The sequence below is a fragment of the Comamonas sp. MYb69 genome (assembly GCF_037479315.1).
GTDB lineage: Bacteria > Pseudomonadota > Gammaproteobacteria > Burkholderiales > Burkholderiaceae_C > Comamonas.
The window spans coordinates 113,031-127,505 of record NZ_JBBGZG010000016.1 but is presented as its reverse complement, the minus strand read 5'-3'; the positions used below and the strand labels follow the sequence as shown (position 1 = coordinate 127,505).

General features: G+C 62.6%; 12 protein-coding genes. 6 read left to right on the top strand and 6 right to left on the bottom strand.

Annotated elements, in window-relative coordinates; translation table 11 throughout:
* Positions 1–274: 274 nt before the first annotated feature.
* A complete protein-coding gene (locus tag WH303_RS20195; protein ID WP_339520681.1) occupies positions 275–2,701 on the bottom strand; it encodes a TonB-dependent siderophore receptor in 2,427 nt (808 codons plus the stop codon).
* Positions 2,702–3,087: 386 nt separating this feature from the next.
* Between WH303_RS20195 and WH303_RS20190 the strand changes: the two genes are divergently transcribed.
* A complete protein-coding gene (locus tag WH303_RS20190; RefSeq protein ID WP_021025476.1) occupies positions 3,088–3,453 on the top strand; it encodes a VOC family protein in 366 nt (121 codons plus the stop codon).
* A 13-nt stretch (positions 3,454–3,466) separates the two neighbouring features.
* Here the strand turns inward: WH303_RS20190 and WH303_RS20185 are convergent, their stop codons facing one another.
* Positions 3,467–4,675: an MFS transporter gene (locus tag WH303_RS20185; protein WP_339520679.1), complete on the bottom strand. Its 1,209-nt coding sequence runs from the start codon at positions 4,673–4,675 to the stop codon at positions 3,467–3,469.
* 15 nt (positions 4,676–4,690) lie between these two features.
* Complete coding sequence (locus WH303_RS20180) at positions 4,691–5,704, bottom strand: NAD(P)H-quinone oxidoreductase (protein ID WP_339520702.1); 1,014 nt, start codon at positions 5,702–5,704, stop codon at positions 4,691–4,693.
* A gap of 42 nt (positions 5,705–5,746) precedes the next feature.
* Here WH303_RS20180 and WH303_RS20175 point away from each other — a divergent pair, with 42 nt between their 5' ends.
* Positions 5,747–6,736 carry a LysR family transcriptional regulator gene (locus WH303_RS20175; RefSeq protein ID WP_339520677.1) on the top strand — a complete coding sequence of 330 codons (990 nt, stop codon included), beginning with the start codon at positions 5,747–5,749 and terminating at the stop codon, positions 6,734–6,736.
* Between the two features lie 51 nt (positions 6,737–6,787).
* Here the strand turns inward: WH303_RS20175 and WH303_RS20170 are convergent, their stop codons facing one another.
* Entirely contained in the window at positions 6,788–7,780 is a 993-nt protein-coding gene (locus WH303_RS20170; RefSeq protein WP_339520700.1) for a linear amide C-N hydrolase, read from the bottom strand.
* Positions 7,781–7,959: 179 nt separating this feature from the next.
* Positions 7,960–8,358, bottom strand: coding sequence for a hypothetical protein (locus WH303_RS20165; RefSeq protein WP_052329756.1), 399 nt, complete (start codon positions 8,356–8,358; stop codon positions 7,960–7,962).
* 199 nt (positions 8,359–8,557) lie between these two features.
* Between WH303_RS20165 and WH303_RS20160 the strand changes: the two genes are divergently transcribed.
* From WH303_RS20160 to WH303_RS20145, 4 genes are all read left to right on the top strand, one after another.
* Complete coding sequence (locus WH303_RS20160) at positions 8,558–9,499, top strand: LysR family transcriptional regulator (RefSeq protein ID WP_339520674.1); 942 nt, start codon at positions 8,558–8,560, stop codon at positions 9,497–9,499.
* A gap of 203 nt (positions 9,500–9,702) precedes the next feature.
* A complete protein-coding gene (locus tag WH303_RS20155; RefSeq protein WP_339520672.1) occupies positions 9,703–12,075 on the top strand; it encodes a TonB-dependent hemoglobin/transferrin/lactoferrin family receptor in 2,373 nt (790 codons plus the stop codon).
* 30 nt (positions 12,076–12,105) lie between these two features.
* On the top strand, positions 12,106–12,630 hold the full coding sequence (locus tag WH303_RS20150; protein WP_339520670.1) for an EF-hand domain-containing protein: 525 nt from the start codon (positions 12,106–12,108) through the stop codon (positions 12,628–12,630).
* A 3-nt stretch (positions 12,631–12,633) separates the two neighbouring features.
* A complete protein-coding gene (locus WH303_RS20145; protein WP_339520668.1) occupies positions 12,634–13,425 on the top strand; it encodes a DUF4198 domain-containing protein in 792 nt (263 codons plus the stop codon).
* Positions 13,426–13,511: 86 nt separating this feature from the next.
* On the opposite strand, the gene WH303_RS20140 is transcribed toward WH303_RS20145, so the two are convergent.
* On the bottom strand, positions 13,512–14,432 hold the full coding sequence (locus tag WH303_RS20140; protein ID WP_339520666.1) for a LysR family transcriptional regulator: 921 nt from the start codon (positions 14,430–14,432) through the stop codon (positions 13,512–13,514).
* Between the last annotated feature and the right edge of the window lie 43 nt (positions 14,433–14,475).

Sequence of the window (14,475 nt, the reverse complement as noted above, 5' to 3'; positions counted from 1 at the left end):
GATGTCATTGTGTTTACGGACAAGCAGGCTGTCGCCTGCAGTGAATTGGCCGTTTACACAAAATTCTGCACACCCTCCAGACCACATACACCACCCAGTGTAAATGTATTTATTTGTTTCCAGTTTGCGGTTCGATCGGTATCTGGTGGCCAGCCATTGATGTAGCGGAAGACTTCTGCGCGTCGCCAGCCTTGCGCAAGGCCACTTTTGCCCGCAGAAAAATGCACCACCCGCCTTTGCAGACCGGTGGTGCATGCGTTGACTACAGCGGCGCTCAGAACTTGTAGTTCAGGCTCACATTGACCGTGCGCGGCTCGCCCCAGGTGTAGGTGCTGTACCAGCTGAAGATGGTGTAGTACTTCTTGTCAAACAGGTTCTTCACGCTGAGCGAGGCGGACAGCTGCTTGTTGAAGTCGTAGCGGGCCATGGCATCCCAGACCCAGTAGTTCTGCACGGTGTGCACGGCATTGCCGCCGGTCGGCACACTGATGCTGCCCCAGGTCTTGTCCTGCCAGCGCGCGCCGCCACCCAGGGTCAAACCGCTCAGGCTGCCGGCCAGCTTGTAGCTGGTGTAGAGGTTGAACTGGTTGGAGGGCGTGAGGGTGGAGACACGCTCGCCATCCTTGCGCGCAATGCTGTGCGAGTAACCGGCCTGGATCTGCCAGGCGGGGGTGATCTGGCCAGACACCTCCGCCTCCCAGCCCCGGGTCTTGACGCCCTGGATTGCCCGGTAGGCCGGGTTGCCGCTGGGGGTGATACCGCCACTCTCCACGGCATAGTTGTCCTGCAAGGTCTGGAACACGGCAGCGCTGGCATTGAGCCGGCCGCCAAAGAACGAGGCCTTGGCGCCGAGCTCATAGTTCTTGCCCTCGAGCGGATCCAGGGTGCGGCCCTGCTCGGTCTGGTAGGACTGCGGTTTGAAGATGCCGCTGTAGCTGGCGTAGACCGAGTAGTTCTGGTTCAGGTCATACACGGCGCCCAGGTAGGGCGTAAAGACATTCTTTTCCTTTTGCTCCTGCACCCGGTTTCTGTAGTTGGACAGGCGCCCGCCCGTGATGAGCTTCAAGTCATCGCGCAGGTTCCAGCGGGCCGTGGTGTAGAGGCCGTTCTCATAGGTGCTCTCGTCATCACGGTAATCGGACGCGCTGTTCCAGACCGGGGCAGGCACCTTGCCATTCCACTGGTAGTAGTTGTCCACCACGCCGTCAAAGCCGCTGTTGTCGTTGTAGTAGCCATCGTTTTTCCAACGGCGCTTGGCCAGGCTGCCGCCCACCACCAGCTCATGGCTGCGCCCCAGCAACGAGAAGGGGCCACTGGCATACAGGTCGGCCGCATCGCTGGTGGTGCGGCCAATGTACTGGCCTCGCCACATGCGCACGCCGGCACCGGTCAGCGGATCGGGGTTGCCACCGGCTGCAGCACCCAGGTTGGCGTTGTAGCCGTTGATCTGGTGGTTGAGCTGCAGCTTGGTGACCCAGCCACTGTCAAAGTTGTGCTCCAAGGTGGCAAAGCTGGTGCGCGTGTACTGGTCCCAGTGGCTCCAGTCGGCTCCGTTGTTGAACGAGCGCGGCATGGCGTTGAAATGGCCGTTCGCATCGAGCAAGGGGATACCGCCCCAGGTTGATGCCGTGGGCTTGTTGTCCTGGCGGTCGGCGCCCACCGTCAGCAGGGTTTGGGGCGTCAGGTCCATCTCGACAATACCGTAGAGCACGCCCGTCTTGCGCTCGTAGCGGTCCAGCTGCGAGTGCTTGTCCTGGTAGGTGGCAACGCCGCGCGCGCGGATGCTGCCGCTGTCGTTGAGCGCGCCGCTGACGTCCAGCTCGCCCCGGTAGTTCTGGTAGCTGCCGGCGCTGATGCTGGCATGGCCGCTGAATTCCTTGGTTGGCTTCTTGCGCACCAGGTTGATGGTGGCGCCCGGGTCGCCACTGCCAGTCAGCAGCCCGGTGGCACCCTTGAGCACTTCCACCCGGTCATAGATCGCCATATCGGTCAGCGTATTGCCCGCAGAATAGGCCGAGTTGCGCGACATCGGAATGCCGTCGTACTGGAAGTTCTGGATCGCAAAGCCGCGCGCGTAGTACTCGGTGCGCTCGCTGTCGTAGGTCACGATGCTCACGCCCGGCGTGTGGTTGATGACATCGTCAATCGAATGGAGCTGGAAGTCATCCATCACCTGGCGCGTCACCACGCTGACGGACTGCGGCGTCTCACGCGGCGTCAGCACCAGGCGGGTCGCCGTTGCCACAGCGCCAGGCGTGTAAGAGCCCGAGCCCTCGGTGATCTCGCCAAGCTGGTTGCTGCGCACCGTCACTTCGGACAGCGTGACTTCCCCTCCCGCTGCAGATGAGGAGGCAGCCGATGCTGCGGTAGCGGGCGCAGGCTCGGCTGCCTGCACCATCAACACGCCCCCTTCCACCCGGCCCTGCAGGCCCGATCCCTGTAGCAAGGCCTGCAAAGCCTGCGACACATCCTGCGCTCCTTGCAGCGCTGGCGCCTGACGGCCCTGCGCTGCCTCCGGCGCTGCGCTAAAGCGCAGATTCGCCTGCCGGGCAAATTGCGCCAGCGCGCTAGCGAGCGGCTGCGCCGGAATATCGAAGCTGGCGGTTTGCGCCATCGTCGCCTGCATGTGCAGGGCCAGGCCCAGGCAGACCGCCGCATGCGCCAGTACGGTGCGGCGCGGCTTGAAAGTGAATGAAGACATGAAAGAGTGCTCTCGTCCGATGAAAAGCGATGACGGGACGAGACAGCGCTGCAAAGCGCGTGCGGAGCTGGGCGTGCAGGCTGCCAAAGCGCACAGCACACTGGGCGCTGCCACCGTCAGATGGATTCCTGCGTGGATGGCGTGGGCTGTACACCGCCTGAAATCCGCGAATGCCTGGCAGCGCTGGGGACAGCCGCTGGCCAAAGCGGCCCCCATGATACTTATTCAAATGCGAATCAGTCTCATACTCAATATTAATAAGTGGCGTTTCAGCAACAGTTTGGTGAAGCATCCAGAGCGGGGGTGCAGGTCTACCACCCAAGGGGTCACCGGCCTCCGTGCGCGCGCCGGCGCAGGCGCAGCCAGCACTGCCATAATGGCCCGCCATGACCATCGCGCTCACCACCCTGCTCATCTACGCCAAAGACATGCAACGCACGGCGCGCTTTTATGTCGAGCACTTTGGTTACGCCTCCGACTGCGCCGTGGTCGATGGCCTGATCGCCCTCCAGCCTCTGCATGGCGGCGCGGAGATCCTGGTCCACCAGGCCGCCAAGAGCCTGAAGTTTGGCTCCGCGGTGCTCAAGCTCTCCTTCAGCGTGGCCGATGTCGAACAGTTTGTGGCCAAGGCCGCCGCAAAGGGGCTGGATTTTGGCCCGGTGCACCAGGCCAATGGCTACGCCTTTGCCAACACCAAGGACCCGGACGGCAACGCGATCAGCGTGTCGAGCCGCCAATACCGGGCGGGATAGGCACCACGCAAGCTCAACCCTTCAACACCTTGCGGCCATACGAGGCTTGAGCGACCCAGTTCATCACCCCAGCAATGGCGGCAAGCGCTATACCGACGAGTGCCAGGCCATGCCATCCATCTACATGGGCGCTGTAGCCACCCAGTGCAGCGCCTGCGGCACCACCTAGAAAATAGGACACCATGAAAATCGTATTGGTCCTGTTCCTGGCCTCGGGATGTGTCGCAAAGATTCTGGATTGATTGGCCACCAATCCGGCTCGATTTCCCACATCCATCAACACCATGCCAACCACCAACCAGGCCAGACTCAAGCCGGAGAGGGCCACAAAGACATAGGCCAATGCGATAAGGCTGCAGCCATAAAGAATGGTTCTTTGGGCGCCGAATCTGTCGACCAGCATGCCAATTTTCTTGGAAGCAAACAAACCCACCAAGCCGACAAATCCAAACGCACCAATGGCTGCAGGATTGAAATGGTAAGGCGGCTGAGAAAGCATGCTGGCTAATGAGGCCCAGAGGGCACTGAATGCGGCAAACATCAAAAAACCCGAGGCAGATGCCAGGCGGATAAGGGGTTCTTCTCGCAGCATGGCGACCATGGATTTCAACAGGCCTGCGTAAGACACCGATGCCTGGGGATGTATCACGGGCAGCGTGCGCCACACCATGAAAAGCATGACGCCATTGAGCGCCGCAGCGACTGCGAAAATGGCATGCCAGCCAAGCTCTGCGCCTCCATAGCCGCTCAGCATTCTGGCCAACAACAGCCCTGCCGAGAGTCCACCCAACAGCGAACCAATCACCTTTCCCTGCGCTGCCGGTGGAGACGCGCTGACCATCGTCGGTATGATGATTTGCGCGGTGATCGCGGTCATGCCGACCACGGCGCAGCCGATCAGCAACCAGGTAAAACTGGGGGCCAAGGAGCAGGCCAGCAGTGCAAGCGCATTGACGCTGATGGTTCTTGCGGCCAAAGTGCGCGGCTCGATCCGATCCGCCAGAGGGACAAACAGCAGCAGGCCCAACGCATAACCGAGTTGCGTGATGGTCGCGATCCAGCTTCCGCTGCCGAGTGAAACGCCAAAAGTATCCGCCATTTGTGGCAGCAGCGGCTGGTGGTAGTAGATGGCAGATACTGCAAATGCACAGCACCAGGTCATTGCAAACAGCTGGTGACGATGCATGCATGCGTCAACCTTTTGCAGAATGGTTTTTGGCATGAAGGCTCCCCTCGTCTACTCTTGAGCCAGCCGGTCATTTCCCAGCGCTGCCGTCGACAGGATTATTTTTCCGACTGCCTGACCGGATTCCAATCGGAGATGGGCCGCTTGCGCATCTTCAAGTGCATAGACACTGTCGACAACGGGATGCAGCCTTCCGTCGTCGAACAGCGCTAGCCAACGCTCTGAGAAGCGGTCCACCATGGCGCACTTCTCCTCCAGCGAGCGGCTTTTCATCACCGTCCCCATGATGGAGAGACGACGGTAGAGAAAACGGTCCAATGGCAACTCACCTCCGCTGCCGCCCCCGAGAATGCCCACCTGGATCATTCGCCCGCCTTCGGCCAGCGAATGGATGTTGGCGGCCAGATACGGCGCACCAATAAAGTCCACAACCAGATTGACGCCTTGGCCATCGGTATCGGCGTCGATCACTTGCTGGAAGCTCTCGGCGCGGTAGTCGATGACCCGATCTGCACCCCAGGCCAACACGCGCTGCAGCTTCTCAGCGGAAGTGCTGGCAAAGATGCGAGCACCAGCGCGGTGGGCGAGCTGCACGGCAGCAGAGCCAACCCCTCCAGCGGCGGCATGCACCAGGACGGACTGATCCGCTTCGAGACGGCCCAAGTGAAACAGCGCTTCATGGGCAGTGACAAAGACCTCGGGAATCGCTGCTGCTCGCACATCATCCATTCCGCGCGGAATAGGCATAGCCATCCTGTGGTCCATGCGGGCGAATTCGGCGTAGGCCCCTCCACCGACGATCCCCATCACCCGATCACCTATTTGATAACCCGAAACGGATGCACCAAGGTCAACCACCTCGCCAGCGACCTCCAGCCCCATCAGCTCGGAGTCGCCAAAGTTGGCCCGGCCATAGCGGCCCATGCGTTGCAAGGCATCGGCCCGGTTGACGCCAGCGGCACCGACTCGCACCAACAGGTCATGGGGCCGTACCTCTGGAATCGGCAATTCCTCGATCTGGAGCGTCTCAGGACCACCAAAGACTTTTTGAACAACGGCTTTCATCAACTTACGACTCCTTCTTCGAGCGAAATCAGCTCAACTACAATGGATTCGATGGTACGGGGCCAGGCCCCGCGTGATAACTGGCCAGAATTCGTTAACGGTTTTGCGGGAAATGCAAATATGGGCGCTGAGCGCATCGCTGAGTTTCTGGAGGTGTTTGTCCACGTTACCCGTGAAGGCAGCTTCTCCGCAGCAGCTCGGCGCATGGGGGTCGCCCCCTCGTCGATCACGCGCAGCATTGACACGCTCGAAGCGCGTCTTGGAACGCCTGTTTTCAGGCGCTCTACGCGGCTCATCACCTTGACCGAGGCTGGTGCTGCGCTGCTTGTCAGAGCCAAGCGCGTGCTGGACGAGTTGGCAGATGCGCAACAGGAAATTGCGGCCCTGAGTGGTGGAGCCCATGGTGTTTTGCGCGTGGCCTGCTTTCCCACCTTCGGCAAGCGGTACGTGATTCCTGTGGTGGCCTTGCTGGCCAAGACCCACCCCCAATTGCGCGTTGAGCTGGATTTGACAGAACGGCTTGCAGATCCTGTGGCTGAGCGCCTGGATGCGGTGATAAGGATAGGCAAACTTCCGGACAGTTCTCTGGTCGCCACCAAGATCGCCACGCAAATCCGTACGCTGTGTGCCAGCCCTTTGTACATCTCCGCAGTGGGTGCTCCAAAATCTCTGGACGATTTGCCGCGCTACCAGCTCATCGATAAACTGCATGGCGCAGATTTGCTGGGCTGGTCTGACTTTCTCGGACATGGCGTTTTGCCAGACCAGGCCGTTTTTCGTTGTGATGATTTTGAAGCCATGCGCTTGGCTGCGCTGGCGGGCGTGGGCATTGCGCTGTTACCCGATTGGGTAGTGGGCAACGACATTGCCACGGGGCATCTGCTGAAATTGACTGCCGGCCCCAGCGACAGCACCTGCTTGCATTCCGACATCCATCTGCTGCGCGCGCCAGTGGAGCCCAGTGCCAAACTGCGCGTGTTCACCGAGCAGTTAAAGCGCTTTATCGGCGAGCCCCATCGTTGGGCGGTGTGAGCTGAACAGCCTGCGCGGCCCGCCAGATGGCGGACCTCGTCAAGCACCGCCTTACTGCAGCCCCAAAAACTTGAACGGCTCCGAAGGCTGGAACGATGCCGTGGCATCGCCGGCAAACGCATGGTTCTGGTTCGGGCCCAGATCGAGCTTCATCACCTTGCCGGTGTCGCGGCTGAAGTTCAGCGCCTTCAGGTCCACCCAAAAGGTATTGGGCGTCAGGGCCGATTCAAAGAAGTAGAGCTTGCGTTGGTGGTCGAACACGGTGCGCCAGCGCGTCGAGGAGATATTGGGCTGGTCCGGGGTCGTGATGCCATAGGGCACGGAGACATTGCGGATCACGCTGAACACGCTGGCCAGCGCCTTGTTGGGCTCCTGGTCCTGCGGCACGGATTTCACATAGAACGAAGCGCGGGCAAAGCGGTCGGCCGCCCGGTTGGTGCCCGGCAGCATGACGGTGCCGCCAATCTGCTTCCAGTAGCTGTTGAGCGCCAGCTGCTCGTCAAAGGTGGGCGAGTTGGTCATCACCTGGTAGCTGCGGCTGTGGTGGATGACCTGGCGGCCGCCGATGTACTCGACAATGGCGCTGTCGCCACTGGCGTCCGACATCGACAGGTGCAAGGTGGTGAGCCGGTCCTCGCCAGGCACATTGTCCGAGACGATGGTGAAGGGCTGCTGCTCCAGCGCCTTGACGGCCTCGGCCACGGTCGCAAAGTTGTCGAGCACATACTGGGCCCAGGCGGCAATCGTCAGGCCCGGTTTGCTCTTGTCATCGAAGGCCGGGTACTGCGACTCGGCCAGCCACAGCAGGTTGGCGCTCAGCCCCGCCTCGTTGACGCCATCGGTGGCGGAGACGTCATAGCCCGAGGTCACCAGGCTGCCGTAGCGCGAGGTCCAGCGCAGCGAGTTGGGCCCTGCCTGGCCGGTGCGCTCCATGCCGCGTGGCAAGACCCAGAGGTTGCTGGTGATGTCGTTTTTCCAGTCCATCGAGCGGGCGGTGATCACCTGGTCATGCGCGCCCAGGTAGACCACCCGCGTGCAGGCCATCGCGCTGCTGATGGTGCCCAGGCTCAGCACGCCGGCCAGCCATGCGGTGCCCAGCTTGCGCGCGGGCAGCAGTCTCTTTTCTTGCGTCATGGGTCACTCCCCCACCGGTGGATTGGCAATATCAGACCCGCCAGCAGGCCGCGCCTACCGGGTCAGGCAGCGGCGCCCCGGCTGCCTGTTTACTGGGCGCTGGCCTTCCAGCTGCCGTCTGCTTGCTTGCAGAACCAGAACTGCCATTCCTCCTTGAGCTTGCCGGTGGGGCGGCTCGCTTCCACATTCAGCAGGCGGCAGGTATCGGCCTTCTGGGTCTGGCTGGTTTGCAGCGGGGTCAGCGCCATTTGCACCTGGCGGTGGCGCGGGCCCTGGCTGCTGGTCCACTGCGTGGTGCTCTTGTCAGCGGCATTGTTCAGCACATCGCCCACGGCCTTGCGCAGCGCGGGCACATCCTTGGCCGGCACGCTGGCGGTGATGGTCTGGTTGAGAAACGACAGGGGCGCGGCAGACGCGGCCAAGGCCAGGCTACCCAGGACGGTGGCCAGTACCAAGGCGGGCAGTTGGCGTGCAGCAGGCTTTTTCATGGTGTCATATCCTCTCATTGAATTTTTCAGTGCGATCAGCAGCGAAGCTTCAGGCCTCCCACGCGGGCTGGCCCTGCGCGCTTCACCTGGACTCGCGTTATCAGCGAGTTGATCATATTCCATATAGTCTGATCTACCCACCCTATGAAAATGACGATGACGTTCAGCAACGCCAGCCAGCCCTCAGCAGGACCCCGCCATGCCGCGCGAAAACATCAATGACTTGTTGGCCTTTGTCGCGGTCGCGCGGGAAGGCAGCTTCACCAAAGCCGCTGCGCAACTGGGCGTATCGCAGTCGGCGCTCAGCCACACCATCCGGGGCCTGGAGGCCCGCATGGGCGTGCGCCTGCTCAGCCGCACCACGCGCAGCGTCTCGCCCACCGAGGCGGGCGCCTATCTGCTGGCCCGCATCGGCCCGGGCTTTGACGAGATCGAATCGGGCGTCGCCGCGCTCAGCGATTTTAGGGACACGCCGCGCGGCCATGTCCGCATCACCACGGCCGAGCATGCGGCCAACACCGTGCTGTGGCCCAAGCTGGCGCCAGTGATGCAGCGCTACCCGGATGTGTCCATCGAGATCAATGTCGACTATGGACTGGGCGATATCGTCGCGCAGCGTTTTGACATGGGCATACGCCTGGGTGACCAGGTCGCCAAGGACATGATTGCGGTGCGCATCGGGCCCGACTGGCGCATGGCGATTGTCGCAACACCCGACTACCTGCAGCGCATGCCCGCGCCCCAGACGCCGCAGGACCTGGCCGCCCACCAGTGCATCACAATGCGCCTGCCCACCCATGGCGGGCTGATGGCCTGGGAGCTGGAGAAAGATGGCGCTGCCGTGCAGGTGCGCGTGCAGGGCCAATGGGTGTTCAACGGCAGCCGCGCCATGCTGCGCGCCGCACTGGCCGGATACGGCCTGACCTATGTGCCCGAGGACATGGCCGCGCCCCATCTTGCGCAGGGTGAGCTGGTACGGGTGCTGGACGACTGGTGCCAGCCCTTTAGCGGCTACCACCTCTACTACCCGCACCGGCGCGGCATGTCGCCTGCGATGCGCGTGGTGGTGGATGCATTGCGCCACAGCGAGGTGTCCGCCGTAGCCGACCTGCCCGCCGTGTTGCGAACTACGCACATGTAAGAAATCTGACGCAAATGATAATCATTTTTATATAGAATGGCGTTTTACAGGCGCCAGCAATAACAACACCATGCCACCAGGGCCTCCTGCACCACCCCTTACAAGGGTTCCGCAGCAGACCCCTCAGCCTGCATCATCCGCATGCAGCGCAGGTCAGTAGCCAGCAGTCTTTTCTTCCCCCTTGCTTTAACTGGCTGGACCCTATGGCTTCTCGCACCTCTTCCCAGGCGCAGCGTATCTCTGCGCGCGCCACTTCCACTCTCCAACCCCGTTACCTGGCCGCCGCTGTCGCCGCGCTGGTGTCTGCCGGCGCCCTGGCGCAGCAGGCTGCGCCGGATCAGCCAATGCAACTGGCGCAACTGGCGCAAGCAGAATCGACCATGCCGCAAGTCACGGTGCTGGGCAAGGCCGAGAAGGCCCCCGGCACGGTGACCGTGATCTCCGGCGAGGAGCTGGAAAAAGCCAACAGCATGGCGGACATCTCGCGCTACCAGCCCCTGGTGTCGGCCCCCGGCACCGCATCGGGCACCAGCCGCAACCGCAGCAGCTTTGACCGCTCGGGCACCACGGGCTACAACATTCGCGGTATCGAAGGCAACCGCATCGGCATGGATGTGGACGGCATTGAAATGCCCGATGCCAGCACCCGCCCCTACGTCAGCCGCGCCGGCAACAACACCTTTGGCATTGGCCGCGACTTTATCGACCCCGAGATGTTCTCCTCGGTCGGCATCCAGTCGGGCACCACCACGGCCCGGCGCGCAGCGGGCGGCATTGGCGGCGCCGTCAGCTTCAAGACCAAGTCGGCCAGTGACTTCTTGCGCAATGGCAACACCAGCTATTTCGGCGGCAAGCTCGGCTTTGACTCGGCCGACCATTCCTGGAACGAAAGCATCACCGCAGCGGGCAAGTCGGGCAGCCTCGATGGCCTGATCGCCTTCTCGCGCCGTGATGGCAAGGAGACGCAGAACAACAGCGCCCTGGGCATCAAGGCATCGCCGGAAGACTGGCATTCCAACGCACTGCTGATGAAGGGCGGCCTGCAGATCGATGCCGAGAACCGCCTGGAGCTGTCTGCCGACCTGTACCGTCGCAGCAACCAGAGCCAGTTCTATGGCTGGAGCACCGACAACAGCGCCATCACGCAAAACAATATGCAGGACAGTGACACCAGCCGCAACACGCTGCAGCTGTCGCACCTGTGGACACCCAGCAGCGCCTTTGTCGATCAGCTAGACACGCGCCTGTTCTTCCAGAACACCGATACCGAAGACGTGACCGACACCACCACCTTGGCGAGCGGCGCCACCACGCGCAACCTGTCGCAAAACAAGACCAAGGCCTGGGGCCTCTCGACCACCGGCGACAAGCGCATTGACCGCCACCGCATCAGCTTTGGCTTCAACGCACAGACGCAGAGCCAGGAGCGCCCCTGGAACGTGGCCGGCTACATGAAGCCACAGCCCGATACCGACACCACGCGCCTGGGCGCCTTCATCCAGGATGACATTGGTTTTGATGTGGGCGGCAAGCGCCTGGGCGTGATCCCGGCGCTGCGCGTGGACCGGGTCAAGGTCGAACCCAAGCACCTGGGCGATTTTGCCGAAGGCGCTTTGACCGAAGACGCGGCCTCCAAGCTGTACAGCAACCTCAGCAGCACCATCTGGAGCCCGAGCCTGGGCCTGACCTATGAGCTCACGCCCAAGTTCATGGCCTACGGCCAGTACAAGCGCAGTGGCCGTGCACCGACCGCTGGCGAAGTGTTCGGCTCCTGGAACATGGACCAGAACTACGCGGGCTCCGCCCAGTACGCACTGATCGGCAACAGCAACCTCAAGCAAGAGACCAGCAACGCCTTTGAGATCGGCGTCAAGGGATCGCCCGCCGACGGCGTGCTGTTCAATGCATCGACCTTCTACACGCGCTACAAGGACTTCATCGGCTACACCCGCTACACCCGCGCCAGCGCGCCGGACAAGTTCAGCAATGTGCCGGCCCACATCGGCACCATCTACCAGGCCGAGAACCGCGACGAGGCGACGATCTACGGCCTGGAGATGAGCGCCCGCCTGGACCATGGTCAGTGGGCACCCGCCGTCAAGGGCCTGTACTCGACCTGGGCGCTGGGCCTGGCCCATGGCACCTCCAAATCCAACTACGCGGGTGACAAGGATGTGCCGCTGGATACCGTCCAGCCGCGCAAGGCCGTCATCGGCGTGGGCTATGACGCGCCCATGCGCGCCTGGGGCGTCAACATGACCGGCACCTTTGTCGCCGGCAAGCAGGCCCAGGCCACCAACCGCGAGAGCTATACCAACGCCGGCACCGACATTGCCGACTCCAGCATCGAGCAGTTCCGCGTGCCCGGCTATGCGCTGTTCGATCTGTCGGGCTACTGGCAGATCAACAAGAACGCCCGCCTCAACGTCGGCATCTACAACCTGACGGACAAGCGCTACTGGGATTACGCCAGCAGCCGCAGCCTGCAGCCCTCCGTTGCCAAGGACCAGCGTGACATCCAGCTGCTGACCAACCCGGGCCGCACCTACGCCGTGTCGTTGAACGTCAATTTCTAAGCTTTTCTCCCACCACGAAAGGACCCCAGCATGAACCGCTTTTCCGCCGCCATGACCGCCGTTGCAGCCGCCGCGCTGCTCAGCGCCTGCGCCAGCAACAACGGCAACGACAGCAAGACCGCAGCGCCCGCCGCTGCCGCCAAGACCGAGGCCAAGGGCCCGGCCGCGCCCGTGGGCGGCCACGGCCACAATGCCTTCATGGGCGGCTATGACGCCAACCGCGACGGCGTTGTCACCCGGGACGAATACGACACGCTGCGCAAGGAGCGCTTCGTCGCCGCCGACACCAACAAGGATGGCTGGCTGAGCGAGGACGAATACGTGGCCGAGTTTGAAGGCCGCCTCAAGGCCCAGTACGCCGCCGCAGGCAAGAAGCCCGACCAGCAGTACGAAGGCAGCATCAAGCAGGCCCATGTGCGCTTCCACATCCTCGACACCAACAAGGATGGCAAGCTGAGCATCGAAGAGGAAATCGATATCGCCAACAAGACCTTCAAGAACGCCGACCGCAACGGCGACGGCGTGGTCAACGCAGCCGACATGGCAGGCCAGTAAGCCATGCAAGCGCGCCATCTGTTTGCTGCGCTTGCCGCGACGTTCAGCCTGAACGCCGCCCAGGCCCACATGCCGTTTCTGCTGCCCAGCGTGTTTGATGTGCAGCCCAAATCCACCCTCAGTGTGGATGCGGGCTTTGCAGAAAAACTGTTCCTGTCCGAAGTCCAATTTGGCGACACGCCATTCAGCATCACCACGCCCTCGGGCACCACGCTGCCCTTTGGCGAGGTGCACCAGTTCAAGACCCGCACAGTGGCGGAGCAAAAACTGCCCGACGAGAAAGGTACCTACCGCCTCTCCAGCGGCCCGCGCCTGGGTGCGATCTTTCGCAGCTGGGAAGTGAATGGCAAAACCACCGTCGTGCGCGACCCCAAGGCCGTCATGCCCGAAGGTGGCGTGATGAAGCTGCACTACCAGTCGCTGTCGGTTTCCGAGGCCTACGTCACCGCCGGTGCGCCCACCCCCATCAAGCCTTACGGCAAGGGGCTGGAGATCGTGCCCAGCACGCACCCCAGCGACGTGTTCGCCACAGAGAAGTTCAACTTTGCGGTGCACTTTGATGGCAAGCCACTGGCAGACCAGAAGGTCAGCATCTACCGCTCAGCGATGGATCTGCAGGGCCAGAACAGCGTGGATGAGCTCAGCACCGATGCGCAAGGCGACATCAGCTGGACCCCGAGCAAGCCAGGCATCTACATGGCCCTGGTGCGCCACCGTGCCCCGGCTCCCGAAGGCGCTGCCGCGCCGACCTATGGCTACAACTACACGCTGACCTTCCGGGTACTGGCGCAGTAGTCTTGGTTCAGGGCTGTGGCACGCGCAGCGCTTGCTCCATCCCGGGCAAGCTCCCTGCGGGTCCACGGCCCGCTTTCCATCGCCCATCACCAGCTGGCATCCGCCCTCCCCGGCGGGCGCTGCGGCGCAAACACTTCGACCAGGTGGTCCACCAAGGCCTTGGTCTTGGCGGGCAGATGGGCTCCGCCATGGAACTGCAAATAGATATCGGCCGGTGGCAGCCGCCATTGCGGCAACACCGGCAGGAGCTGACCCGCACGCAGCAGTGGGCCGACCTCCCACTCCGAGCGCATCAAGATGCCATGCCCCGCCATCGCCCAGGCCGTAGCCGATTCCCCATCGTTGGCACTCAGCGGCCCCCGCACCTTCACGGTTTCTGTCTGCGCGCCATTGCGCAGATGCCAGGTGCCAAACGCCTCGTCGCCCTCGCGGATAAAAAGGCAGGCATGGCGCGTCAGCTCCTGGGGCGACAATGGCGCGCCCCTCTCCTGCAGATAGCGCGGCGAGGCACAGAGCACACGGCGGTTGCGTGCCAGCACCCGGGCCGTCCAGCGGGAATCCGGCATATCGCCCATCCGGACCACCAGGTCAAAACGGTCCTCCAGCAGGTCGGCTGGCCGGTCGCTCAGCTGCAGCTGCAGCTCCACCTCTGGAAAGCGCTGTGCGAATGTTCCCAGCGCTGGCGCAATATGCCGGCGCCCAAAGCCAAAGGTGGCATTGACCCGCAACAGGCCCTGCGGCACGGCGGCGGCTCCGCCAATGGCGCGCTCCAGCGAACCAAGCTCGGAGAGCAGACGCGCACCTTCGACCAGGTAGCGCTCGCCCTCAGGCGTCAGGCTCATGCGGCGGGTGGTTCTTTGCATCAGCCTGGCGCCCAGCCGGGCTTCGAGCGCTGCAAGGCGCTTGCTGACGGCGGGGCCCGTGACACCCAGCTGCTGGGCCGCGCTGCGCATGCTGCCCTCTTTGCTGAGCAGTGCAAAAAAGGCGATGTCAGAAAATCCATCCATTCGTAACTCCAGCGACCGAAAGTCGTGCTCTGCCGCGCATTGT

What these genes read in the sequence shown, in the direction of transcription:
- WH303_RS20195 (WP_339520681.1), bottom strand. Translation starts at nt 2,701, where the DNA reads ATGTCTTCATTCACTTTCAAGCCGCGCCGCACCGTACTGGCGCATGCG.
- WH303_RS20190 (WP_021025476.1), top strand. Translation starts at nt 3,088, where the DNA reads ATGACCATCGCGCTCACCACCCTGCTCATCTACGCCAAAGACATGCAA.
- WH303_RS20185 (WP_339520679.1), bottom strand. Translation starts at nt 4,675, where the DNA reads ATGCCAAAAACCATTCTGCAAAAGGTTGACGCATGCATGCATCGTCAC.
- WH303_RS20180 (WP_339520702.1), bottom strand. Translation starts at nt 5,704, where the DNA reads ATGAAAGCCGTTGTTCAAAAAGTCTTTGGTGGTCCTGAGACGCTCCAG.
- WH303_RS20175 (WP_339520677.1), top strand. Translation starts at nt 5,747, where the DNA reads ATGGATTCGATGGTACGGGGCCAGGCCCCGCGTGATAACTGGCCAGAA.
- WH303_RS20170 (WP_339520700.1), bottom strand. Translation starts at nt 7,780, where the DNA reads ATGGCCTGCACGCGGGTGGTCTACCTGGGCGCGCATGACCAGGTGATC.
- WH303_RS20165 (WP_052329756.1), bottom strand. Translation starts at nt 8,358, where the DNA reads ATGAAAAAGCCTGCTGCACGCCAACTGCCCGCCTTGGTACTGGCCACC.
- WH303_RS20160 (WP_339520674.1), top strand. Translation starts at nt 8,558, where the DNA reads ATGCCGCGCGAAAACATCAATGACTTGTTGGCCTTTGTCGCGGTCGCG.
- WH303_RS20155 (WP_339520672.1), top strand. Translation starts at nt 9,703, where the DNA reads ATGGCTTCTCGCACCTCTTCCCAGGCGCAGCGTATCTCTGCGCGCGCC.
- WH303_RS20150 (WP_339520670.1), top strand. Translation starts at nt 12,106, where the DNA reads ATGAACCGCTTTTCCGCCGCCATGACCGCCGTTGCAGCCGCCGCGCTG.
- WH303_RS20145 (WP_339520668.1), top strand. Translation starts at nt 12,634, where the DNA reads ATGCAAGCGCGCCATCTGTTTGCTGCGCTTGCCGCGACGTTCAGCCTG.
- WH303_RS20140 (WP_339520666.1), bottom strand. Translation starts at nt 14,432, where the DNA reads ATGGATGGATTTTCTGACATCGCCTTTTTTGCACTGCTCAGCAAAGAG.